The organism is Paenibacillus sp. Z3-2, from assembly GCF_054161325.1.
The window spans coordinates 6,430,109-6,452,778 of the sequence record NZ_CP096397.1 but is presented as its reverse complement, the minus strand read 5'-3'; the positions used below and the strand labels follow the sequence as shown (position 1 = coordinate 6,452,778).

At 45.7% G+C, this 22,670-nt stretch carries 20 protein-coding genes and 1 pseudogene; 11 read left to right on the top strand and 10 right to left on the bottom strand.

What is annotated here, in order from left to right; genetic code table 11:
* Positions 1-102: 102 nt before the first annotated feature.
* The 3 genes from M1D71_RS28785 to M1D71_RS28775 all read right to left on the bottom strand — a co-directional run bounded on the left by M1D71_RS28785 (position 103) and on the right by M1D71_RS28775 (position 2,188).
* Positions 103-1,056: an SDR family NAD(P)-dependent oxidoreductase gene (locus M1D71_RS28785; protein ID WP_458124659.1), complete on the bottom strand. Its 954-nt coding sequence runs from the start codon at positions 1,054-1,056 to the stop codon at positions 103-105.
* Between the two features lie 99 nt (positions 1,057-1,155).
* Entirely contained in the window at positions 1,156-1,767 is a 612-nt protein-coding gene (locus M1D71_RS28780) for a TetR/AcrR family transcriptional regulator (RefSeq protein WP_458124658.1), read from the bottom strand.
* A 64-nt stretch (positions 1,768-1,831) separates the two neighbouring features.
* Positions 1,832-2,188, bottom strand: coding sequence for a hypothetical protein (locus tag M1D71_RS28775; protein ID WP_458124657.1), 357 nt, complete (start codon positions 2,186-2,188; stop codon positions 1,832-1,834).
* A 431-nt stretch (positions 2,189-2,619) separates the two neighbouring features.
* On the opposite strand from M1D71_RS28775, the gene M1D71_RS28770 reads away from it, so the two are divergent.
* Positions 2,620-3,552, top strand: coding sequence for a macrolide 2'-phosphotransferase (locus M1D71_RS28770; protein ID WP_458124656.1), 933 nt, complete (start codon positions 2,620-2,622; stop codon positions 3,550-3,552).
* Between the two features lie 186 nt (positions 3,553-3,738).
* Here M1D71_RS28770 and M1D71_RS28765 read toward each other — a convergent pair whose 3' ends face one another.
* On the bottom strand, positions 3,739-6,027 hold the full coding sequence (locus M1D71_RS28765; protein ID WP_458124655.1) for a 5'-nucleotidase C-terminal domain-containing protein: 2,289 nt from the start codon (positions 6,025-6,027) through the stop codon (positions 3,739-3,741).
* A 252-nt stretch (positions 6,028-6,279) separates the two neighbouring features.
* Here M1D71_RS28765 and M1D71_RS28760 point away from each other — a divergent pair, with 252 nt between their 5' ends.
* On the top strand, positions 6,280-7,242 hold the full coding sequence (locus M1D71_RS28760; RefSeq protein ID WP_458124654.1) for an endo-1,4-beta-xylanase: 963 nt from the start codon (positions 6,280-6,282) through the stop codon (positions 7,240-7,242).
* 96 nt (positions 7,243-7,338) lie between these two features.
* On the opposite strand, the pseudogene M1D71_RS28755 reads toward M1D71_RS28760, so the two are convergent.
* The 3 genes and pseudogenes from M1D71_RS28755 to M1D71_RS28745 form a co-directional block, all read right to left on the bottom strand.
* Positions 7,339-8,494 (bottom strand): annotated as a pseudogene (locus tag M1D71_RS28755) (MFS transporter).
* Positions 8,495-8,803: 309 nt separating this feature from the next.
* Complete coding sequence (locus tag M1D71_RS28750) at positions 8,804-10,144, bottom strand: glycoside hydrolase family 30 protein (protein WP_458124653.1); 1,341 nt, start codon at positions 10,142-10,144, stop codon at positions 8,804-8,806.
* A gap of 285 nt (positions 10,145-10,429) precedes the next feature.
* Positions 10,430-11,947, bottom strand: coding sequence for a leucine-rich repeat domain-containing protein (locus tag M1D71_RS28745; protein ID WP_458124652.1), 1,518 nt, complete (start codon positions 11,945-11,947; stop codon positions 10,430-10,432).
* A 360-nt stretch (positions 11,948-12,307) separates the two neighbouring features.
* Here M1D71_RS28745 and M1D71_RS28740 point away from each other — a divergent pair, with 360 nt between their 5' ends.
* From M1D71_RS28740 to M1D71_RS28710, 7 genes are all read left to right on the top strand, one after another.
* Positions 12,308-13,198, top strand: coding sequence for a diacylglycerol/lipid kinase family protein (locus M1D71_RS28740; RefSeq protein ID WP_458127380.1), 891 nt, complete (start codon positions 12,308-12,310; stop codon positions 13,196-13,198).
* A 147-nt stretch (positions 13,199-13,345) separates the two neighbouring features.
* Positions 13,346-14,263 (top strand): aldo/keto reductase, encoded by a 918-nt coding sequence (locus M1D71_RS28735; RefSeq protein ID WP_458124651.1) that lies wholly within the window; start codon positions 13,346-13,348, stop codon positions 14,261-14,263.
* Between the two features lie 275 nt (positions 14,264-14,538).
* Positions 14,539-15,921, top strand: coding sequence for a transcriptional regulator (locus M1D71_RS28730; RefSeq protein ID WP_458124650.1), 1,383 nt, complete (start codon positions 14,539-14,541; stop codon positions 15,919-15,921).
* 242 nt (positions 15,922-16,163) lie between these two features.
* The gene (locus M1D71_RS28725) at positions 16,164-16,334 is read left to right on the top strand and encodes an aspartyl-phosphate phosphatase Spo0E family protein (protein ID WP_336763156.1); all 171 of its coding nucleotides are present in this window, start codon (positions 16,164-16,166) and stop codon (positions 16,332-16,334) included.
* A 99-nt stretch (positions 16,335-16,433) separates the two neighbouring features.
* Positions 16,434-16,814, top strand: coding sequence for a GntR family transcriptional regulator (locus M1D71_RS28720; RefSeq protein ID WP_036611682.1), 381 nt, complete (start codon positions 16,434-16,436; stop codon positions 16,812-16,814).
* Positions 16,811-17,686 (top strand): ATP-binding cassette domain-containing protein, encoded by an 876-nt coding sequence (locus M1D71_RS28715; protein WP_458124649.1) that lies wholly within the window; start codon positions 16,811-16,813, stop codon positions 17,684-17,686. Before M1D71_RS28720 ends, M1D71_RS28715 begins: the two co-directional genes overlap by 4 nt.
* Positions 17,683-18,378, top strand: a complete 696-nt coding sequence (locus tag M1D71_RS28710; protein ID WP_458124648.1) for a hypothetical protein — start codon at positions 17,683-17,685, stop codon at positions 18,376-18,378. The genes M1D71_RS28715 and M1D71_RS28710 overlap by 4 nt, the downstream gene beginning before the upstream one ends.
* A gap of 94 nt (positions 18,379-18,472) precedes the next feature.
* Here M1D71_RS28710 and M1D71_RS28705 read toward each other — a convergent pair whose 3' ends face one another.
* The 3 genes from M1D71_RS28705 to M1D71_RS28695 form a co-directional block, all read right to left on the bottom strand.
* The gene (locus M1D71_RS28705) at positions 18,473-18,988 is read right to left on the bottom strand and encodes a hypothetical protein (RefSeq protein ID WP_458124647.1); all 516 of its coding nucleotides are present in this window, start codon (positions 18,986-18,988) and stop codon (positions 18,473-18,475) included.
* A gap of 50 nt (positions 18,989-19,038) precedes the next feature.
* Positions 19,039-19,812 (bottom strand): isocitrate lyase/PEP mutase family protein, encoded by a 774-nt coding sequence (locus M1D71_RS28700; protein WP_458124646.1) that lies wholly within the window; start codon positions 19,810-19,812, stop codon positions 19,039-19,041.
* Positions 19,813-19,897: 85 nt separating this feature from the next.
* Entirely contained in the window at positions 19,898-20,950 is a 1,053-nt protein-coding gene (locus M1D71_RS28695; RefSeq protein WP_458124645.1) for a bifunctional transcriptional activator/DNA repair enzyme AdaA, read from the bottom strand.
* Between the two features lie 310 nt (positions 20,951-21,260).
* On the opposite strand from M1D71_RS28695, the gene M1D71_RS28690 reads away from it, so the two are divergent.
* Together M1D71_RS28690 and M1D71_RS28685 are read left to right on the top strand one after the other, a co-directional pair.
* Positions 21,261-21,638, top strand: coding sequence for a LysM peptidoglycan-binding domain-containing protein (locus M1D71_RS28690; protein WP_458124644.1), 378 nt, complete (start codon positions 21,261-21,263; stop codon positions 21,636-21,638).
* A gap of 407 nt (positions 21,639-22,045) precedes the next feature.
* Positions 22,046-22,615: a hypothetical protein gene (locus M1D71_RS28685; protein ID WP_458124643.1), complete on the top strand. Its 570-nt coding sequence runs from the start codon at positions 22,046-22,048 to the stop codon at positions 22,613-22,615.
* The last annotated feature ends 55 nt before the right edge of the window (positions 22,616-22,670 follow it).

Genomic DNA, 22,670 nt, shown 5'->3' with positions numbered 1-22,670 from the left:
TTTTGAATACTCTACATACAAGCATTGCACCGTACATTGATCGTATACCTTTTTATTATACTCTATATGCGGGCAACCTAACGGAGTAATTCACAATGATGTTTAAATCGTATTATGCAAACCAAGTCTTTCTGAACTCCAGTCCCATAATTCTACGGCACGCTCAGGGCTGTAGGATTCCTCGGAAGAAGGGATTTTCTTCGGTCCATCCCAGTATGTTCCCTTCAATTCGCTTATAGGTTGATGTAATACGAGGCTTGCAAGGTCAGCTCCTGATTGCCTGGTGGTGCGTATGCCAGCATTAAAGAAACGCATCAGAGGCATTACATAATTCCACATGAAACGAAGGAGCGGGCGATACTCTCTGGCGAGAGCGGAACCTTTGCCAGGCATCATCCCAGGATTAAATGCAGCGACTGCAACAGATCTGCCAGATTGTTGGACTTGGCGGGTGAGTTCATAGGTGAAATACAAATTGCATAACTTCGATGTTGTATAACGTAGTTGTCCCCGGGCAGAAGGAGAGAGGTCGGCGAGAAATTGATCAGACTGGGCAGGATTAGACATGATATTGGGATGAGCATAGCGAGGAGCCGGCATACCGGTTCTGGCTCCTGGGTCGTGTGTGTCACTGGATACAACGATGATTCGCCCCTGTTCCTGAAGCGACTCAAGCAGCAAGCGGACGAGGAGGAAATGCCCCAGATGGTTCACACCAAAGGTTGCCTCGACACCATCCGTAGTGGATTGTGTACTTTGCACAAATTGGGAGCCGGCATTGCAAACGATGGCATGGAGAGGTGGAAGATCGGCTTGGATATATAGCGCTGCAAGTTTCCTTATGGATGTCGTTGAAGCCAAATCTAGCTCCATAGCCGAGATATTGGGGTTACCCGTAGATTGGATCAATGTCTGCACTGCAGCGTTCCCTCTACTTAGGCTGCGAGAAGCAATAACGACATGCCACTTCTGAGATGAAGCAATCACTTTGGCACTTTCGTATCCAAGACCGGTATTACCGCCTGTAATAATCACTGTTTTATTTGGTTTACTCATGGATTACACTCCCTTGTATGATTTTATACTATATACGATACTGTATCGTATCGTTAATTGTCAATAAAAAAGGTCTTGCTAATCATAGCGAGACCTAAATCATTTGGATTGTATTCCGTTTAAAATCATATCAATACCACGTTTCAGTTCGTTATCCAGATCGAATGAAGTCGGTTTGAGCAATAGCTGATACATAATAAAACCGATTATAAAATCAGACACCAGATCCAGATCTGTACCTTGGCGGAGTTTTTCCTTCGGGATATGACGTTCAAGCAGACTGGAGATTTCCTTGGTCTTCGGCAGTGAATGGTTTTCCCAATACGACTTTGAAATCTGTGAACTGCCAGATAGGGTAGAAATCAGCAAAGAGAGCATCTGCTTCCCAAGCGGATTGTTCATCTGATGGGCAAAACTTTGGGCCAACTCGTACAACACTTCATGTAGTTCGCCTTGTACAGCTGTGCTGAACTCCGGCTTGAGACGTTCCAGTGCATCCACGACCAGCGCTTCCTTGCTGCTCCAACGCCGATAGATTGAGCTTTTGCCTACGCCTGCGAGCTGTGCGACAGACTCTATACTCAGTTTCTCCACACCTACTTCGCCAAGTAAGGTTAACGTGGCATCCAGTATGCGTTTGTGAACTTCTGTACTCCTTGGTCGACCACGAGAAATGGGATTCTCCCGATCTGGGGGTTGTTTAGCTTCCATGCGAATCCTTCCCTGTTCCTTATAAGATTATTTCGTTATTATAACATATCATGTGTTCAATCTGTTAATGAATGGCCATCTTCACAGCCTTGGTTTGGGGAGGGTAAGATTGAGCAATAACTCCATTGATCCACACTTCTGTACTTCGACCAACGAGTGTCTCATCCAAAGAGACGGTCACAGTCTCTCCTTCGATGATGAGTTCGGCGTTCTTGCTGAGCGAAATCCAAATCGGTCCTGATTCAACACCTCCATCTTCTTTATTGTCGATGAGTACCTGACCTCTTTCTTCCTCATAATCCGTAATAATTCCTCGTACATGTGGCTTCTCTTTCCCTTGTTCCTCAGATTGCTCTGCACATCCGAGCGTTAATAGGACCATGATGACTGGTAATAAGGATAATCTTCGTACAATGTACATCGGGTTACTCACCTCTCATCCTTTTTTAATGTAGCTATAACTATGGACGTTACCTGAGTCAGCGAAGTTCCTGTACATCCATAAAAAAACGAAAATCAGTCCATTCAGTCTGGCACTAAAAATTGGAATATGTTAGCATATAGTTAACTTACTGAACGGAGGGATACGTGTGGTAAATTTTTTTCGATTGAGATAGTAGCGGAACGTTTGCTTGCGCTTGCTGTTTCACTGCCTGTGTTGCAGATCATCGGGAGAAGTTTGCCTGTTTACACGTATGCCGTTATTTGTAGTGGACACTCTTGCATAAGAGTGGTTCTTTGATGTACCACTATGGGATGCGCAAAAATAGGTATAGCCCTATTCCGAGATCGAAAGCACAGGCATGAATGTCTGTGTTTTTTATTTTTCCAAGGAAAAGGGGAGGTTTGGATATGACAAAGTCAAATGAACAAGTGGATTTCACACAGGATATATGGTTGCTGGCTGAACAAAATGGGCTTCAAATCCGTAAGGAATCGATGGAAATCAATGAGTCCGGGATGGACTTCCGGGTAGCCTTCGCCACTGATATAAGTGGACAAAAGTGGGTTCTGCGTCAGCCGCGACGCGAAGACGTATGGGAGCGAGCCGAAAATGAGCGCAGGGTGTTGGATGTGGTCCAGGGGAGTGTTCCGGCACAGGTGCCGGACTGGCGAATCTGCACGCCCGAACTTATCGCTTATCCACTATTGGATGGCGACCCGATTGCAGTGGTAGATCCTGCTGGTGCAGGATATGCGTGGCGTTTCCCGCAGGAGACCTTGTCTGACGAGTTCCTGGATTCACTGGCTGCTACACTTGCCGCATTGCACAACATTGATCCTGAGGAGGCGGCCAAGGGCGGAGTTCGGATCAAGACGCCTATGGAAGCTCGCAAAGAGTTTGCGGCAAATATAGAGGAGATTAAAAAGAATTTTACGGTGCCGGACCAACTGGCGGAACGTTGGACGGTGTGGCTGTCTGTAGGTAGCTATTGGCCGAAGCACTCGACGTTTAATCACGGTGATCTGCACCCACCGCATATCATTGTCGATGATACACAGCGGGTAACCGGACTCATCGACTGGACGGAAGCGGAGATCGCTGATCCGGGTAAGGATTTTGTAATCCTTTATGGACTTTTCCAAGATGATGGACTGCGCGATCTGCTGAAGCGATACGAGAAGGCAGGGGGAAGGACATGGCCTCAGATGTTTGAGCATATTCGGGAACAATGGGCTGCTTACCCGGCACTGGTTGCCAAATTTGCTCTAACCACAGGGGAAGAGTCGACGATGGAAATGGCGAGAGGCATGCTGGCGAGCTGGGATGTGAAGAGGGGCTGAGCATCGAAGATGTATGAATCTTAATGATGTCAGATGAGGGGGATGGATATGGCACGGGTACGGATGATTTGTTTACAGCGATACTCCTAACGTTTTGTTAATATAGCAAAGGGCGATCCCGACCATGATTTCCATGGGAGGATCGCCCTTTTTCTTTTTCGTTAAGCTCGGTGCGTAACGATTACGCTATTTCAACATGCTCACATATTTCCCGTATACGAATGCTACACGTCCATCCAGCTTCACTTTTACCCAGCCAAACTTGTCTGTGCTGATTACTTCAAGTACGGTGCCTTTCGGTACAGCAGCTACGACCTTGGATTTGGATGAAGCGCCAGCGTGTACGTTCAGGTAAGTTGCAGTAACCTTGGCTTGTTTGCCTTTGGTGACAGTTCCTGGTTTGCCAGTGCTTGGTGTTGATGGCTTACCAGGTTTCGGCGTGCCTGGAGTTGGTGTTGGATTTGGTACTGTTGGTGTCGTAGGCTTCTCAGGTGTGGTTTCTTCCTCGCCATTACCTGCTGCTTTGCGAGCTTTGTTCAGCTTTTGATAGAACGCTCCCTTGGTTTTCACGCCAGAGAATTGGGCTGTATTCACACCTGCTTTGGCAGATAGAGTATCCATCTCTTCCTGGGTCACCGCATCCAAAATGTTAATGGAGGCAATATTGGTGTATTTGCCATCTTCCGTTGTTGGCACAGACATGATGCCATCGTTAATTAACTCGACCACATCCGCACGTTCTGGTGCAGTCAGGTCTACGCCGGTGATTTTCCAGTTCTGCTGAATCTTCGGTTCGTAGACACCCTTCATGACATCTTTCAGATAGGCGATGGACAGATTACGAATCGTACCTTGGATCTCACCAAATGCCGAGGCATCCTTGGAAGACCAGAGCTGCTTGAACTTACGTCCTTCCATGGCGCCGCCTTTCGCAATCAGGGCTTCCATTCGATAGGCGTTCATGCCAAGTTTCAACGTATCGTCTTCTTTTACTGCCGTACCGTTACTGTACTTCAGATTCGTAATCCGACTGCCATATGGCTTGGTCAGGTCAATCTCATACGTTACGCCGCCGAAGAAATCATCGGTGCTGTATTTGGAAGCACGTCGTTTCGGATCGAAACTAATGGTCACATCACCAGGGCGTGTAGAGTTGAAGTACCCCGCAGACCACTCCATATAATCTATCAGATCACGTCCGGACACTTCATACACGGTTACTTCACCGAAGGTGTACTGGTAGTTGAACGCAATATCCTTCTTCTTGATCGGGCCTACCTCCAGCTTGGCCTTGTCGTTATCTATCTGGTGCGCGACCACATCGGCATCGCTATAATGCAGCATAACTTCGGTGAAGAAGTCCGAGAGAGGAGTCTCCTGAATCTGCACAGCAGGAATGCCTTTGATTTCGTCCGCAGGAACCAGATTCGTTCCTTTCAGTTCAGCCACTTCGATGTTGGCATCGGCACGAGCGAACTCGTGAAACGGGTGAAGTGTCTCTTCCAGCGCAGGATCGGAGACTTCATACGTTCCGTCAGCTGCTTTTACAGCGAGTGCTTGAGCTTCCTTGCTTTTGAGCACAACTTTATCGCCGTCTTTAGAAAATGTCAGATCAATTCGCGAGATATGTGAGCCATATTTATTCGGTTCGGAGATCAATACGCCGTTAACCGTTTGAGATTCAATCAAAGTATGCATGTGTCCGGCAAAGATGGCAGCCAGCTCCGGGTTCGCATTGGCAATATCCGTCACTCCCGTTCCCGGATTCCCATTCTCATTTTCGAGTCCCAAGTGCATGACTCCAACCATGACATCGACTTTGCCCTTCAACTCGGCAACGACTTTTTTCGTTTCTTCTACGGGGTCTTTGACGATAACGCCGTCGAGATGATCCGTACCTTTTTCATACTCCGTAATTAAAGGTGTTGTCATCCCGATGAGGCCAACTTTGATTCCGTCCTTTTCAATAATCGTATAGGCAGGCATGTAGCGGTCGCCGTTTTCTTTAAAAATATTACCCACGAGAGGCTGTCCATTGAACTGTGAAGATATCTTCTCCAGTACGTCTAAGCCAAAGTTAAATTCATGGTTACCCATGACCCATGCGTCATAGTTCATCTCGTTCATTGCAACCATCATGGGAGATTGCGGTTGATCGTTAAACAGTTCGGCCGAGTTATCTTGGATCATGTCCCCGATATCCAACAGAATGGTATTGGGATTCTCTGTACGAATCTTCTTCACAATGGTGTAGAGCTGAGTTAGACTCCCTGTTGCATTAGGGCCGTCCAGCGCGTAATCCCATGGCATGAATCGACCATGAATATCGGATGTTCCCAGTAGTGTGATTTTGGTTTCTTTGTCTGCTTCAGCAGCCTTCACTGGGGTGGATGCAAATGGGGCGAACAAAATGGAGGCACATAAGAGGAACGATAAGGGCCATCCGGCGATGCGTTTCGTTGGAATTTTGCGCATGTTGTAATCTCCCTTGTTATCTAGTGTATGTAAAGATATGTATCATTTCATACTAGATAAACATTTGGGGAATGTAAACTCCAATGTAAGAATCATGTTGGGTTTAAGCAGATAAATCGATAGAAATATAATATATCATTCTATTATTGGGATAAAATACTATAATTTGTCAGGTTTCTAAAACCATAATTATCCAGTAAAATGTTAATTGTAAGCGCTTTACAAAATATAAGAAACGAAGGAGGAAATACATTGATCAAGTCCAAATGGTTTAAGACGGTCGGCTCATTGGCATTGGTAGGGATTCTCGCTGCATCTGTTGCGGTTGGTAGTGTGAGTGCAGGTTTAGCGAAAGGCAGCAAATTTCTGGGCAATATTATTGCCAACCAGGTTCCTTCGAATTTTAGCCCGTATTGGAATCAGGTAACTCCGGAGAACTCAACCAAGTGGGATGCTGTGGAAGGCACACGCAATGTAATGAATTGGGGCCAGGCGGATATGGCGTACAATTATGCTAACAACAATGGATTTCCGTTCAAGTTCCATACGCTCGTATGGGGAAATCAGCAGCCAACCTGGATTAACGGTCTCTCGGCCGCCGATCAGAAGGCTGAAGTGACACAATGGATCAAGGCCGCAGGGCAGCGGTATTCGAAGTCTGCCTTCGTTGATGTGGTGAATGAACCTCTGCATGCGAAACCATCTTACCGCAATGCCATTGGCGGAGATGGAGCAACGGGGTGGGATTGGGTTATCTGGTCATTCCAACAGGCGAGACAAGCCTTCCCTAACTCCAAATTGTTAATCAATGAATACGGTATTATCGGTGATCCGGCTAAAGCGGACCAATATATCCAGATTATTAACCTTCTGAAAAACAGAGGCTTAGTCGATGGTATTGGAATCCAAGCGCATTACTTCAATATGGACAATGTCTCTGTAAGCACGATGAACACGGTATTGAACAAGCTTGCAGCGACAGGGTTGCCGATCTATGTATCCGAGCTGGATATGACAGGTGATGACAATACACAGTTGCAGCGTTATCAGCAGAAGTTCCCCGTCCTGTGGAAACACTCTGCTGTTAAAGGTGTGACGCTGTGGGGCTACAACCAGAATCAAACCTGGCAGGCTGGCTCCCACTTGGTCAACAGCAATGGAACAGAACGTCCGGCTATGCAATGGCTGAGAAATTACTTGGCGAACAATCCTTAAGCTCGCGTTTTGAAGAGTCTGTGCTTCCATCAAATCTGGTGATTATATACCACCAAATAGCGCCATGTTCCTCTTGATAAGTATGGGGACATGGTGCTATTGGTGGCATTTGATTTTAATCCAAATCAAGACAAAAGCGATGAGTGCAAATATTATCCCGCTCCAGATCAGTTGATGTGTCCCCAGGTTTGCGATAAACCATCCGCCGATGGCAGTACCCAAGGTAATTCCGAGGTTGGAAAAGGATACATACAAGCTGTTGCCGAATTCAGGTGCGTCCTGCGCTTCAGCGGTTAACCAGGTTTGGCTTACAATCAATCCTCCCGAATGAACGGATGCCCAGATGATGACTACAATAATCATCCACATGAAGTGATTACCAGCCCAGTAGACGAGTGCGTATGCTGCTATGTAGAGCAAGGGGAACAGGAGAACAGTACGGATCACGCTCTTGCGCAGAAACTGTCCAAACGCCAAATTTCCGATAATCATGACGACACCGAAGACGGTAAGCATGATACTGATCCATGATCCACTCATCTGGGTAACCTGTCCAAGATACTCGGCGAAATAGCTGTACACGGAGAACATGGCGGCGAATATAAAAATGACTGCGGCAACATTCAGCCATAATCCAGGTTTGCGCAGAATACCGAGCTGCTTACCATAGGACATCTTTTCCTTGATGGGCATCGAGGGTAACCAGATCCAAATGCCGATCAAAGCGACTACACTAACCATCGCTCCAAACAGAAAGGCGATTTCGAGAGATAGGCGTTCAGCAAGATACGATGTCAGTGGCACGCCAAAGGCAAAGCCTGCGGTAACTCCGGTAAAGACTTTAGCAACAGCTTGACTGCTTTTCTCTGCTGGAACGAGCTGGGCACTGGTGACAAGGGCTACGGAAAAGAAGACGGGATGGAACAGTGCGGGAATCATTCGAAAGATAAGCATGGTATCAAATGTTGTAGCGTAGGCATATACGACGTTCGAGATGGCAAACATCAGCACAGCAGCTAAAAGGATGATTTTACGATTGGTCCCCGACGCCAGCAGGGTAAGAAAAGGGCCCGCAATTGGCTACGACCAGCGCAAAAATACTGACCAGCCAATCTGCCTGTGCAGCCGAGATACCGAATTTATCCGCAACCTGAGGTAATACCCCCACGATTCCCATTTCCGTTGTAATAATCCCGAATACTCCGAGTGCCAGCATCAAGATAAGGAGCGGATTGACCTGTTGTGATTTCATGTAAAGCGTACCTCCACTGTATTTAAATATACAGATAAATAGATATAATATGCTAAAATGGGACTGCCTTTCCTCCTGTAATGTGATGGACATGAGAGTAGGTTCTCTGGACTACATTATATCTAGATTCATAGATTTGTAAATATGAAAAGTTAAAGGACTTATCTTCAATTCATCTACAGCTTGCGTTCTACAGAAGAAAAAATGATAACAATAGCATGACCTGCGCCATGAAAAATAGCGCCTGCCCGGGAAATTCCTGAGCCTGACGCTATTGATGTTTATGCTTTTAACGATGTGTTAAGTTTGTTATTTCGGTTGAATAACCATGCTGTTGAAGGAATCGCCCTCCAGCTCAATGTGAAGGGTCTGCCCTTCCTCGAAGGTCAGATGCAGATCCCGACGGTCTTGGAATGGATTATTAATGACAATGATGAGACTGTTGTCCGGGTTGCGGAAAGCGACGGATTTACCGCTCCAGGTGCCAGACAGGCCGACTCTACGAGCACCAGGAACAATATGATGCGCGAAGTGCTTCATCACATAATACTCGGGGTTCCGAGTAAACTCCGTCTTATCCGGATCTATCGTAATCATGGAGTTCTGCTCCCAGCCCCATGTGCTGCGGCCTTTGGGTTCCAAAACCATGTTCCAGTAGATATACGCGTTCACTCCGTTGCTGAAGTAATGTTGGTAGAGGTTATATACATATTTGGCATAGTTCCATGAGTTGTTGCCATCGCCGCATTCGTTCTCGGTCTGCATATAACGAAGCTCCGGAAAGCTTGCCGCGGTACGTTGAATGGCATGTTTGCCTGCCCACTGATATCCAACACCTTTGATGTAGGAATAGGCTTTCGGATCACTCAGCACCAGCCCGGCGTACTCGTCGAAGTCATTGGTTTTCTTCTTGATTAATTCCTCCCATGGATCAGGGGCGTTGATCGTTCCGAGCCAGATTTCCGTATTCAGACCATGCTTGTCAAAAGCCGGGCCCAGATAATCGGCAATAAACTCACGAAGCTGCTCGCCTGTCCACATGCAAGAAGGGAATTTCTGATCTGCAATCACTTCGTTCTGCACATGCACCTGATGGATGGTAATGCCTGCGTCACGGTAAGCCTGTACAAATTTCACAAAATAAAGAGCATACGCATCCAGAATGTCCTTCTCCCAGCGCAGTGTGCCATAGTTATAGGCTTTGGGCGACTTCATCCACGTTGGAGGACTCCATGGCGAGGCGAAGAATTGCAGGTTCGGGTTATAACTCAGAGCTTCCTTGATATAAGGAATCAGATATTTGAAATCACGTTCGATCGAAAAATGTTCCATGGCCACGTCGCCGTCCACCTCATTGTGGCTATACCACTGCTCCGCATAATCACTTGCGCCGATGGGCAGGCGACAGATGTTAAACTTATGCTCACCATCCGGATGGAAGAGAGAGTGGAATACCTCGTTGCGCTGCTCCTCATTTAAGTGGGATAGAGCCATATAACCAAGCTCATTGAAACACCCACCAAACCCTTCCACAAGCTGGTGCTGCTCACCTGTAAGCTTTAAGTTAGCGTTTTCATTTGTAGGTACAAAAGATAACTCTTTCCAGGGGCTGTCTTGGGTTGTGGAATAGCCGCTGAACGTGAATGTCATGTGAATTCCTCCTCGTTTGAACCTTAGCTGTCATATAAATTAGATTCAGTATAACAACTCCCGCTGCAAAAGAAGATATGCTAAACCGTGTAAAATTTACCCTAATCCAAGATGGGCTGTCACAAGTTCAAGTCTGTATAGACAGTTAATATGCTGTACTTTCTTGTACACGACTCTGTCCATATACCATTATCCAATGTGATAACACAAAAAAATCCCCGCCGATGGTTCAGACAGGGACTTTCGCTGTGATTCTTATGGCTGGAAATGAATTTGAGATACGACTCAAGGCTCTGTACGCTCAGCAAGTGGTTTATTTTCGAAGATCAGAATCGTTTTGCTGCTTCCGATATACGCAACCGTCGTATTGAATTGCTCCGAGATGAAGCGTACCGGTACAAATGCTTTGCCATTTTTCATCAAAAGAGGAGCATCATTAATCGCAAGCGTATCGTTCACGATAACTTGCTTGTTGCCCACAGTCCAGCGAATGGTCTGATCATTCTGTGTGATCACGGCTTCCCGCTTATCGCTATTCCAGTTCACACTGGCATTTAACTGCTCTGAGACAAAACGCAGAGGCACATAGGTCCGGCCTTCATCAATAAAAGGTGCAGTATCCAATGCATAAGCACGATCACCTACATAGGCAGTGGTAGACCCCTCAATCAGACGCTGGAAGCTGCCCTGGGGCGTCCTTTTCTGCTCTCGCACATTCATCTGATTCAGGAGCTGCATGGTATGACTGCCACTTACGACATCCAGATAGTTGTTCTGCACCGTGAGTCCGGCAGGCTCAACCTCTGAGGTAGACGACTGAATACCGGAGGATAACGAGGTGGAAGCCGAGATATCCTGTATGGCATTTGTCGCTGACTGATCACGGGTAAATGTAAAACCTGCAATCGGTGTCAAATCCCACACCCGGTTGTTGGACAATTTTAATACATCCAGGTTGGAAAGCCGCCGTAGAGGTTCCAGATCATAGATCTGGTTAGATTCTGCATTCAGCTCTGTCAGCCGAGTCAGTCCCTCAAGCCCCTTGAGGTGCTGTACTTGGTTACCGGAGATATCGAGTGTCCGCAGCCGTGTCATGTGTTCCAATGGTGTTAGATCCGCTATGAGATTGCCTGCCACATTCAGATTCCGCAGCGTATTGGGCAGTTCAGCTATTACGTCCAGCATCTGAATCTGGTTGTTCGCCACATTGAGTTGTTGGAGCTGGGTTTTATCGACGAGTGGCGTCAGATCCGTGATGGTATTGTTCGAGATCTCAAGCCAATTCAGTTCATCCGCATCCGAAAGTGCTTCAAGACTGGCAATCTGGTTCCCACTGGCGTGGAATGTATGTAATCGGGTGAATCCGCGTACAACCTCTATGGAAGAAATGGAGTTATTGCTGATATACAGCCGTCCCAAGTCTTTCAATTCGGCTAGTGCGTGTATGGATGTAATGTAATTATTGCGAACATCGATCTCCCGAAGCTTGGTCAGGTGCTCCAGCGGTGTCAGATCCTCAATCTCATTCCCGTATAATCGGAGGTGAGTCAGGTTGGTAGCATACTCCAGACCGGACAGGCTGTGAATACCTGCATTGCTCAGATCCACCACCTCAAGCTGCTCCAGATCAGATGGAGTCAGTGCGACACCCAGAGGTTTGTTCAGGATTAGCTTCAGTCCGTCCTCAAGTAGGGGATCTTCAATGATTCCCTCGCCCAAGTCTGTAGTCGTGTAAGCCATGGCTTGCCCCGATGCACCGAGACTCAGGATGAATACTAGAAATAATAGCGTCATTCTTTTCATTGCATGCATTCCCTCCGATTCCGATTCTTAAAATATAAAATTATAAAATATTCCGAACAATAGTAATCGTAGGGTTGTTCTGCCCTCGGAGTGCTATGTGTAACTGGATCAGTTTAACTTTTGCACGTTGGAATACAATCACATCTATAGTTATTAACCCGTCAACGGGAAAAAGGAACAAAAAGAATTCGTAATGAATATTCCTATACTTCTATTCTATATGAAACAAACCCAGTTCTGCACTCTTCAGAGACATGTTTATCAAAAAAAATGGAACATCTCCCGCAGAACCTATTCAACCCACCCTTGAAACGGGTATAGATGAAGTAAAGATGCCAATTTGGAGGGGAAGATGTGAGTATGCGCCAAGCCATGATCATTAGTAATCCATCGTCAGGTAAGGAAGAGGCCGAGCAGTATGTGTCCCAAGTCAAAGAAATTCTGGAGTCACAGCAGTATGAGGTGGTGGTGAACGAGACAGCCGGGGAAGGTGATGCCACCAACTACTGCCTGAGCGCCTGCAAAGACGGCTGTGATCTGGTCATCTCTATTGGTGGGGATGGTACGCTGCATGAGACGATTAACGGCATGATGGATCAGGATCATCGTCCCCGACTGGGCGTCGTACCGCTGGGAACGGTGAATGATTTTGCACGTGCGCTGAATATCTCGCTTGACCCGGAAGAAGCCATTAGGCAGTTACGTTCGGATCAGATCCATATCGTGGATCTGGGGAAAATCAATGATCGCCTGTTTGCCAACACTGTGGCTGCAGGTTCTTTGGCGGAAGCCCTGTTCTCCGTATCCTCGGAAGAGAAGTCGAAGCTGGGTTCATTCGCATATCTGAAAGAAGGCTTGAAAGACCTGGTGCATACATCAGCCAATCCATTAACCATCGAATATGATGGCCAGATCTGGGAGGGGGAAGCGCCTCTTTTTCTGGCGGCACTCACCAATTCGGTTGGGGGATTCGAGAAGTTGTCCCCCGATGCTGAGGTGGACGATGGTCTGATACATTGTTTTGTTGTTCGTAATATCAGTGTGTTCAACAGCCTGACCCTGGGCACTTCCCTGTTATTTGGTAGTCTGAAAGACCATAAGGATGTGGACTATTTTACAGCCAGAGATGTCCATGTCCGGTCAGCGGAAGCCATTCGCACCAATGTAGATGGGGAGGAAGGTCCTGCCCTGCCGATTCATATCCGTGTCCTGCCACGACATATTGAGGTCATTGTACCGGAAGAAGTATAACTCACTTCTGTTTATTTACAGGCGGAGACGCAGAATCTATCATTTCTCCATATGAATGTAGGATAAATCTATTGAAACCGATTGCAGATTTGTGTCACAATCAAAAGTAAGATACACGATAATATTCGAATATGGAGGGAAAACATCTTGAGAACCATGAAATTGGGCAACAGCACACTTGAAGTACCCGTAGTCGCCGTAGGCTGCATGCGGATTAATTCGTTAGATGGCAAGGAAGCCGAACATTTTGTTCGTTCTGCGATGGAGATTGGCGCGAATTTCTTTGACCATGCTGACATTTATGGTACAGGAACATGTGAGGAGATCTTCGCCGAAGCGGTACAGATGAATCCCCAAGTTCGTGAAAATATGATTCTTCAATCCAAATGCGGTATCCGCAAAGGCATGTTTGATTTCTCCAAAGAGCACATCCTGAATTCGGTGGATGGTATCCTGCAGCGTCTGAAAACGGACTATCTTGACGTTCTGCTGCTGCACCGCCCGGATGCACTGGTTGAGCCGGAGGAAGTGGCTGAAGCCTTTGATCAACTGGAGCGCGAAGGCAAAGTGCGTCACTTCGGGGTATCCAACCAGAATCCGAACCAGATCGAATTGTTGAAAAAATACGTAAAACAGCCACTAGTAGCCAACCAGTTGCAGATGAGTATTACCAATACTACGATGATTGACAGTGGAATCAACGTGAACATGGAGAACGACGCTGCGGTTAACCGTGACGGCAGTATCCTTGATTATTGCCGTTTGCATGATATCACCATTCAGCCTTGGTCTCCGTTCCAGTACGGGTTCTTCGAAGGTGTCTTCCTGGGAAGCGATAAGTTCCCGGAATTGAATGCGAAGATCGACGAGATTGCTGCGAAGTATGACGTGAGCAATACGACAATTGCGATCGCATGGTTGCTTCGTCACCCTGCGCATATGCAGCCTGTGACAGGCACGATGAATATTGAACGTCTGCAAGATTGTGTAAAAGCAGGAGATGTTCATCTCACGCGTCCAGAGTGGTATGAAATTTACCGTGCAGCAGGCAATATACTGCCTTAAATTCAAGTTATAGTGAGCATACTGACTGCTGAGTCAGTTGAGAACACGAGCCCGTCGATGGCTCGTGTTTTTTGTCTGTTTTCAGGTTTGATACCGGGCACATTTCCGATATAAAATAAGGTAGAGATCTTTGATTTAGTTAAAGGATTAAAATGGTTTTATTACAAATTAGTTGAATTTATTATATTGACCGCTACTTTCTAATTACATATAATTACTTTTGCATACCGATAATCCTGTTTATTTGTTTTTTATTTTGGAGGGTGGTGTTCGTTTTGGAGCCGACAACCACAATACGCGATCATTTAGAGAGTTATCTGAAGCGTGAACAGATGTCCATTAGTTATTTTTCGGAAACGTCAGGGATTAATTCGGGTACGCTGAGCAATATTTTGAACAAAAATCGGCCTATTGCCATGCAGCAGTTGGATCGCATCACTTCCGCCATGAGGCTGGAAGAAGGTTACTTCTATGAATTATACATAGATGAGTGTTTCGTACACGCAACCCCTGACTGGAGAAGACTGGGCCCTTTCCTTCATCGCTGTGCCGAGTTGGACAAGTTAGACTGCATTGAAGAGGTTATTCGTCTGATGATGGATAATCTGTCCTATATTCCTTTGTTATTTGAAGTGGCTGAAGAATTCTATCATGCAGGTAAATTCAAACCAGCCATTCTACTATATGAGAACATCGCTGAAAGCGAGAAAATGCAACATTCCGAGCGACTTGCACTCTGTCAGTATCGACTGTTCAGGTTGGGACTGACCAATGATCAGCAACGGAATCTGATTATCGCGGCCCGGTTCGAATACTATGTGGATCGGCTGGATGAGCGCTATCAATTGGATGCGCTTAACGAGTTGATTAATGCATTTGGTGCATTGCATAGATGGAACAAGGTTCAGGAGTTATCTGAGAAATTGAAAATAAAAGCAGCCATCCATTATGAGATGAATGGGCGAAGGAAACAAGAGGAGACTAAAAGACCTATTGTTTTCTACATTCTTTACTCCTACCTCGCTTATGGTAGTGCATGTTATCACTTAAAGGACTATACCGGTGCGCTGAAATATGTTTCTTTGTATACAGATAACAGTTGGGTGAAGAGTCCGGATCAAGATGAGATGGTAGTCATGAATCAATTCCAGGAATGGGCTGAAGCTAACCGATATATATATCAATTAATGGGTGGTCAGTTTGAGGTGTTGCCTGATTACCTCGCTTATATCTCGTCAAAGGAAAATGAGATTTTCCCGGCACTTTGCGACATCGTCACGGCGGCTAATCAATATGGTGAGAATATTGATAGTGTACTCAGTGAGTATGAGTCTTACTTCACATATCAAGAACAGAGTAACCGAATTGGCAAAGTGAGCAGACAGGTTACGGATGATCGATATTTACGACTTTTAGCCGATCTGGGTGCATACTATCTAAAAAAAGATGAGTATTATTTAGGAATAAAATATGTCCTGGATAGTTTAAGATTTGCTATTGAAATTAGCAGTGGACGAGGTATGCTTAGAGGTGTCGGACTGTTTGAGCAATACAGGGAATTTGCATCTGAGACGGCGAAACAGCAGTACAAAATGATTATTAGTGAGGTGCAGAAACTCAATGAAGAGAAAGTTGGCTTTGCTGATAGCTACCTGTAGTATCGTTGTACAAATCGTAGCTCCTGCTACGGAACCTGTCTCAGGCAATGACGTCCCTAACCTCGAAATTATGAGACCTGCTGATCACGGATTTGGAACGTAATAAAAATGAAAAGAACGCTTCTGAATTTATTTCAGAGGTGTTCTTTTTTTATATCCAAGTGGAAAAATAAGTATGTCGTATCTCACCTGCTCTTTTGATTGGCATAATACACTAAAATATGACAAAAAGGAGGGGTACTATGGATCGCCTGGATTTGATATCACGGATCGAAGATGCCAGACAGTTGCTATATCGCATGCATATGGAGTACGGCAGTCTGCTTCATCCGGAAGTAATCCGACAATCCGTAGTCCTGGACGGACTAATTAATCAATACAACAGAGCCAAGGTAGGAAAGGTGATAAATTAAGTCCGCCTATTTACATTTGCGTTTTTGTATACTATAGTTAGTTACATGAGTAACTAACCGACTAACTGACTAATGAATACGTATGAAAGTTGGAAGCACATGAAATCGACTTTGGATGAATCTCAGCCTATTTTTCATCAGATTGCCACGATGATTATGGATGATATTGTGGAGGGCAGATTGAAGGTGGAAGAACAGGTTCCCTCAACCAATGAACTGTCACGCTTTTACAATATTAATCCGGCTACAGCCCGTAAAGGACTGCAGGAGCTCGTGGACAAGGGGATTATATACAAACAGCGAGGTGTTGGAATGTTTGTTGCGAAGGGAGCAAGAGAAGCGTTGCTCGTTGAACGGAAGCAGGATTTTTATGAAGAATACATCAAGCCTTTACTTGAAGAAGCCAGACGAATTCACATGAATGAAGACATGATCATTGATCTGATTCGAGGCAAGAAGGATAAGGAGAGTGAGTTATGATTCATATGGAGCAGGTCAACTACAGTTATCAAAAGACGCCCGTTCTGAACCAGGTCACGCTACATGAGAGCGAGCCGATCATTAGTGCGATCTGGGGAAGAAATGGAGCGGGTAAAACAACACTGATGAGTTTACTCGCAGGACATAATCGCCCGGACAGTGGGACTATTCGGATTATGGGCCAGGACCCTTACAATAATCTGGCAGCTCAAGAGCATCTATGCTACATCCAGGAGAATCATCCCCTGGGGAAAAACTGGACGATTAATGATATGGTTCAATTGGGTCAATATTTCCATCCGCAGTGGAATCAAACCTTTGCGGAGCAGTTAATCGAAATGTTCGAATTACCGGCGAAGAAAAAGATCGTTAAATTTTCGAAAGGAATGAAAACGGCTGCTCAGATTATATTGGGTCTCGCCAGTAATGCAAATGTAACGATCCTGGATGAGCCAACCAATGGACTTGATGCCGAGAAGCGCAAGTTCTTCTACAATGCCCTATTGGAAAGTTATGAAGATAACCCGCGTCTGATCCTGGTATCAAGCCATCATATTGAGGAGATTCAGCCTTTATGCGAGTCCCTTATCGTTTTGCAGGCCGGAGAGGTGTTAATGAATCAGCCGATGGAAGAGATGCGCGAAAAAGGAGTTCTTCTAACAGGGAGAATTGAAGATGTTAATCGTGTTACAGCAGATGTTAAGGTCATCGAGTCTTCCCAGATGGGATCGACTTTGAAAGTGATGATTGATGAGCCCTACTCGAAAAAGTGGAAGGACATCGCTCATACACAAGGACTTTCCATTGAGAAGGCGACATTGCAAGATTACTTGGTTAACAGGACCCGTAATCAAGAGGGGGTTAAACCATGAATTCAATTAAAGGCACCAACCGATTGATCCGTGAGGATATGCGTTTGTATTTGATTATCTTCTCATCCATTGCTCTGATGCTCACTGTCGTATATTTGGCCATTGGACTCGCGTTTGACGTCACGTATTCCACACAACTGTTTGGTCCAATGTACGGCGGCATATGTGCGTTTGCGATCGCGGGAATCATTACACAGTTTCCGGTTGCGATCGGTATGGGCAGTACCCGAATTCAATTCATGAAATCCTTCTATATGAACTCGATATGGATGGTTGCAGGCACCATGGCCATTTTGCATGTGATCTATTTCATCATACATCTGATTCAGGACAAAGGAATTGTTAACGTTACCTTATATCAACCTGGCATGTTGTATTCAAGCGAATATCATTTCTTCTCCTACCTGTGGATTGATCTGATGTGTGGCTTTCTCGTACTGGGAATCTCCGCCTTCCCAACGGTCTGCTGGAAGCGCTTGGGGATGCGTAACTTTTTCATTATGTTCTTTGGAGTGGGTCTGATCGTTACACTGATATTTGTTTTCGCAGATCTTGGAAAGTGGTTGAATTGGATTATGAATGTAAACACGCTGAGCCTGTTTACTGTTCTTGGGGCGTTTGGTGGTGCGCTACTCTTGTCCACCTATCCCATGATGAAGAACGCGCCGCTTACAATGAAAGCCAGACAATGATCCACTGAATCAGAAAAACACGAGTGCGAATTCGCCTCGTGTTTTTTGGTATCATCTTGGTGAATCTTTGTGTATCCAAATGAATCTGTATGCGTTAAGCCTGAGCTTGTGGTTTGAACCCTTCGTCTTTGAGATACTCTCCAGCTTCGCTACGCGTTTCGAAAGCCATATCTAGATTAACACCGGAATATACATACCACATGTCATCTTCATATTTTAAAGTCAGCGTATGTCCATCTTCATCGATCCACATTCCGCCACCAGCAGAGGTTGTAGTCAATGTAGGAGCAACTTTTACTTGTTCTGGCTCTTTGAATTCAACTGCGTTGGGATTATGAGACATCGCTTTGAGCGTTTCGTCTAACAATGTACGCAGATCTGCTTCGGAGTAATCGCGAATATTGACGAATCCTTTAGCATCGGTCTCATAGTTAGGCAGTAGACCTGCATAGATATAACCGTTACCGTTAGGGTGAATATGCAGAGCAACAATCTTTTTCTCATACGCACTTTCTTCGAAGTGGAAGTTAACACGACCGAGAGAAACATCTTTGCGTTGCAGTTGGGGGTACGATTGTAGCACTTCAAGCTTTTGTTCAACGTTAAGCATATGTGCCTCCTGTAAATGTTGGGTAGAGGTGATTATAACATGCCCTTCAGTTAATTTCCCGATAAAATACTTCGCCCCAGCTCTTTCAGGTGTTCCATGGCTTGCAGATAAGGATAAGGTCCATAGCTTACGCGAGCTACACCGAGTGCAGCAAGTTGTGCGGGTGAAGGCTCAGGAGATGTAACCATAACGTTGATTGGAAGTGGGGAACGTTCACATAACTCCTGAATCAGTTGTTGATCCTGTAAGCCTGGTACGAACAGACCGCTGGCTCCTGCCTCTGCATAAGATCTGGAACGGATGAGTGCTTCCTCAAGGTGGGCGTGGTGATGGTGTTCTGGTGCATGTTGCAGGAAAATATCTGTACGAGCATTAATGAACAGTGGAATGCCTGCCTGCACCGCAGCTTCTCGGGCGGCGGATAGTCTCAGGCATTGCTCCTCTACAGCGTACAGTCCCACGTCATCTGGAAGTTGATCTTCCATGTTAATTCCCACAGCACCATGCTCGATGACTTGCAGGACATTTTCCTTCACTCCTGACGCAAACCTCCCATACCCTCCCTCTATATCGATCGTTACAGGTAACTCCACACTCGCTGTGATCCGTGCCAGATTAGCCAATACCAAATGGAACGGCATCGCTTCACCATCGGATTCACCGTGGGCAGCGGCTACGGACCAGCTACCTGTTGCAATCGCTGTTGCTCCAATCAATTGTATGGCTTGTGCGCTTCCAGCATCCCACACATTGACCAGAACAAGTGGTTTTCCCTTTACATGGTATTGTTGAAACATCGTTGCTTTTTCTTCTAGCGTACTCATATATCTTAACTCTCCTCTGTCATATACATGCATTCCTTTGAACATCTGTTGGGTAATTCATTCATTTATTTATTCATTCATTCATTCAGCTACCCTGTTCCTGTTTCTCGTGATTCAAAAGCCAGTTCTTGCGAGTTAATCCTCCACCGTATCCGCCCAGTTCACCACTGGCATTGATTACACGGTGACAGGGAATAACAATCGCAAGCTGATTGGCCCCATTCGCCTGTGCCACGGCTCGACAAGCAGTCGGTTTCCCCAGTGCATTCGCGATATCCTGATATGACCTTGTTTCCCCTGCCGGAATTGCTACGAGCTCTTCCCATACCCGTTTTTGAAATGGTGTTCCCAAACAGAACAACGGTGTGTCGAATGCTGTCCGAATGCCTTGAAAGTACTCGTTTAGTTCATGCTCAATGGACTGGATGGGAGCTGTAGTGCCAGGCACAATCGCTGATTTGGTTCGTTTGCGCAGACGCTCAACTTCGCGTTCCAGACCTCTGCGGTCCACAAATTCCAGTAAATATAGTGCCTCCTCATCTGCAATGGCCATCATCGGGCCGAGGCGGGTGTCAATCCAGGACGCTTTCAGGACATGTCCTTCATCAACTTGGGTAGGGGCGGCACCCATGATCCGTGAAAAGGCATCGCGGAAGCCGCTGCTTGACTCATATCCGGTAGATAATTGGCTATCAATAACGGTGCGGCCGGAGCGAATATTTTTCAGGGCAAGTCCCATGCGGCGAGCGCGAGCATACTCCACAAAGGTCATGCCGAATCGCTTTTTGAACTGACGTCGAGCTGTGGATTCATCAATAGAGAGTGCCTTGAAATCCTGTCCTTTCCAGCGCTTCTCCGGCTGTTTCTCTACAACTTCCACCAATATGCGAACGACATCTGATACTTGGTTAGGATGAGATAGCGGGCGGCAACGCTGGCAAGGGCGGTAGGAAGCCAGAAGAGCCTGCTGAGCCGTCTCATAGAATTCACAGTTTTCGAATTTAGGTTTTCGCGCAGGGCATGTGGGGCGACAGAATACACCTGTAGTTCGGACTCCGACATAGAATAAACCCTCGTATTCCGAATTCTTGGCCACAAGCGCCTCGTAATATTGTTCCTTCAGATCAGCAGAAATCATGGAGAAGCACGTCCTTACCTCAGTAGAATCTTAATCATTAATTTATTATAGAAAAATATTGCAGCAAGCATCGCCGAAAATCAGGCATGAATATTAGATGGATTAAATCTGATGCAGTAATGAAATTCGTTTTGTTCAGAATTTGTATAGAGTGAACTGGTAGTATAGACCTATCATAGTGGAGTGACTTAGGAAAGTATGCCTATTTCCCGAAATAAAATTATTGTTGAACGTTCATTGTTATAGGGAAAATACATAGGTAAGCATGGAATTGAAGATGATCGGAACGAAAGTTTGGAGGTTGACTGGAATGAGGTATTCTACGTACAAAAGTATTTATGAACCCGTTTATGCAAAAACGTCCGAATCTCGCACCATGTATGTTAAAAAGCTAATCATACAGCGTGTGAAGATGCCAACTTGGCTAATGAAGATGGTCATCATAGCTCTAATTATAGTCATAGGGTGCAATGCTGTATTCACTGCATTTGCTGGTGATGAGCAATGGTTATCGGGTGATCAGGTGGTCGTATCGCAGGGAGATACGCTGTGGGGCATTTCTCTGGCGCATAAACCTCAGCAGATGGACACTCGTGTGTATGTAGAAGCAATCAAGAAAGTGAACGAACTTGAGCATAACGCCATTCGGATTGGACAAGTGTTAGTTTTGCCAGGGTTTGATCGATAAGATAATCTGTGTAATACGTCATTCACAAGTTCCTTTCAGAATCATCAAAGTGCGACAGTATACTGAATTTATTAGTCATTTACATATAATGGAGCTTCATGAGGGACGATATGGTGTAGTGATTAGTAAGTGGTGTGCTATATAAGTTGAACTAAAGAATATTTACACTGACACTACGATGACAGAATAACCTTCCAATCGCAGTTATCCCCAGATTTTTTGATTCCCTTTTCCGAAGGGGAAAATCCGGGGATAGCGTATGCTTCCGATGTAGCTTTCTTACAGAAAGCTTGTAGGCGAACGCTTCGCTTTTTCAGGTTTTTTCTGTCCTCTCCGTTATCGTGTAAATAATTAGTTCAACTGATATAGATCTATGTGCTGTAGATGGATGAAGGGAGAATGGGATAATGAACATGAATATAAAGAAATCTGCACTTTGCATGTCTGTGCTATGTATTTCGTTATTAGTCAGTGCCTGTGGCACTAGTGGTGAATCGGTTCAGGAACATACCTATCCGCAATCGAAGCAGCCCGTAGAGGAAGCAGGAAATACCTCTGTTCCTAATGCGGATGCGAAGAGTGACAATAACCAAGGCGATGCGAATGGTGAAGAAGGCAAGCCTACGGCTCAATCCGAATCCACTGAGACGTCTGAGCAGATTGATATCGTCATCGACCAGTCGGACAAACCGATGAAGGGCAACAGCTTTGATTTTGGAATTAAACAGGTTCCGAAAGGCTATGCCCTAACAGAGATGCGATGGACGTCTAACACGGTGACGATTGTGAATTCGCTACAGGAAGCCATTGAACATGGTGAAACTGGTGAAGAAGGCTTTTATTTTAGCGGGAACGGGCAATTCTCCGGATTTATCTATTCGGATGAGATGAAGGGCGAGCGCGGCAAAGCCACATTTGTCTTCACCAATGATGAAGGAAACATGCTCATGTCCGAAAAAGAAATTAAGTTGAAGTAACAGTCTATCATTCAGGCCCAGCCAGGAGCCTGTTGAACAGGAAAAGCAGCCCATG

Excerpts from the sequence above, each read along its gene's own strand:
- M1D71_RS28785 (WP_458124659.1), bottom strand. The coding sequence starts at position 1,056 with ATGAGTAAACCAAATAAAACAGTGATTATTACAGGCGGTAATACCGGT.
- M1D71_RS28780 (WP_458124658.1), bottom strand. The coding sequence starts at position 1,767 with ATGGAAGCTAAACAACCCCCAGATCGGGAGAATCCCATTTCTCGTGGT.
- M1D71_RS28775 (WP_458124657.1), bottom strand. The coding sequence starts at position 2,188 with ATGTACATTGTACGAAGATTATCCTTATTACCAGTCATCATGGTCCTA.
- M1D71_RS28770 (WP_458124656.1), top strand. The coding sequence starts at position 2,620 with ATGACAAAGTCAAATGAACAAGTGGATTTCACACAGGATATATGGTTG.
- M1D71_RS28765 (WP_458124655.1), bottom strand. The coding sequence starts at position 6,027 with ATGCGCAAAATTCCAACGAAACGCATCGCCGGATGGCCCTTATCGTTC.
- M1D71_RS28750 (WP_458124653.1), bottom strand. The coding sequence starts at position 10,144 with ATGACATTCACGTTCAGCGGCTATTCCACAACCCAAGACAGCCCCTGG.
- M1D71_RS28745 (WP_458124652.1), bottom strand. The coding sequence starts at position 11,947 with ATGAAAAGAATGACGCTATTATTTCTAGTATTCATCCTGAGTCTCGGT.
- M1D71_RS28740 (WP_458127380.1), top strand. The coding sequence starts at position 12,308 with ATGCGCCAAGCCATGATCATTAGTAATCCATCGTCAGGTAAGGAAGAG.
- M1D71_RS28725 (WP_336763156.1), top strand. The coding sequence starts at position 16,164 with ATGGATCGCCTGGATTTGATATCACGGATCGAAGATGCCAGACAGTTG.
- M1D71_RS28720 (WP_036611682.1), top strand. The coding sequence starts at position 16,434 with ATGAAATCGACTTTGGATGAATCTCAGCCTATTTTTCATCAGATTGCC.
- M1D71_RS28715 (WP_458124649.1), top strand. The coding sequence starts at position 16,811 with ATGATTCATATGGAGCAGGTCAACTACAGTTATCAAAAGACGCCCGTT.
- M1D71_RS28710 (WP_458124648.1), top strand. The coding sequence starts at position 17,683 with ATGAATTCAATTAAAGGCACCAACCGATTGATCCGTGAGGATATGCGT.
- M1D71_RS28705 (WP_458124647.1), bottom strand. The coding sequence starts at position 18,988 with ATGCTTAACGTTGAACAAAAGCTTGAAGTGCTACAATCGTACCCCCAA.
- M1D71_RS28700 (WP_458124646.1), bottom strand. The coding sequence starts at position 19,812 with ATGAGTACGCTAGAAGAAAAAGCAACGATGTTTCAACAATACCATGTA.
- M1D71_RS28695 (WP_458124645.1), bottom strand. The coding sequence starts at position 20,950 with ATGATTTCTGCTGATCTGAAGGAACAATATTACGAGGCGCTTGTGGCC.
- M1D71_RS28690 (WP_458124644.1), top strand. The coding sequence starts at position 21,261 with ATGAGGTATTCTACGTACAAAAGTATTTATGAACCCGTTTATGCAAAA.
- M1D71_RS28685 (WP_458124643.1), top strand. The coding sequence starts at position 22,046 with ATGAACATGAATATAAAGAAATCTGCACTTTGCATGTCTGTGCTATGT.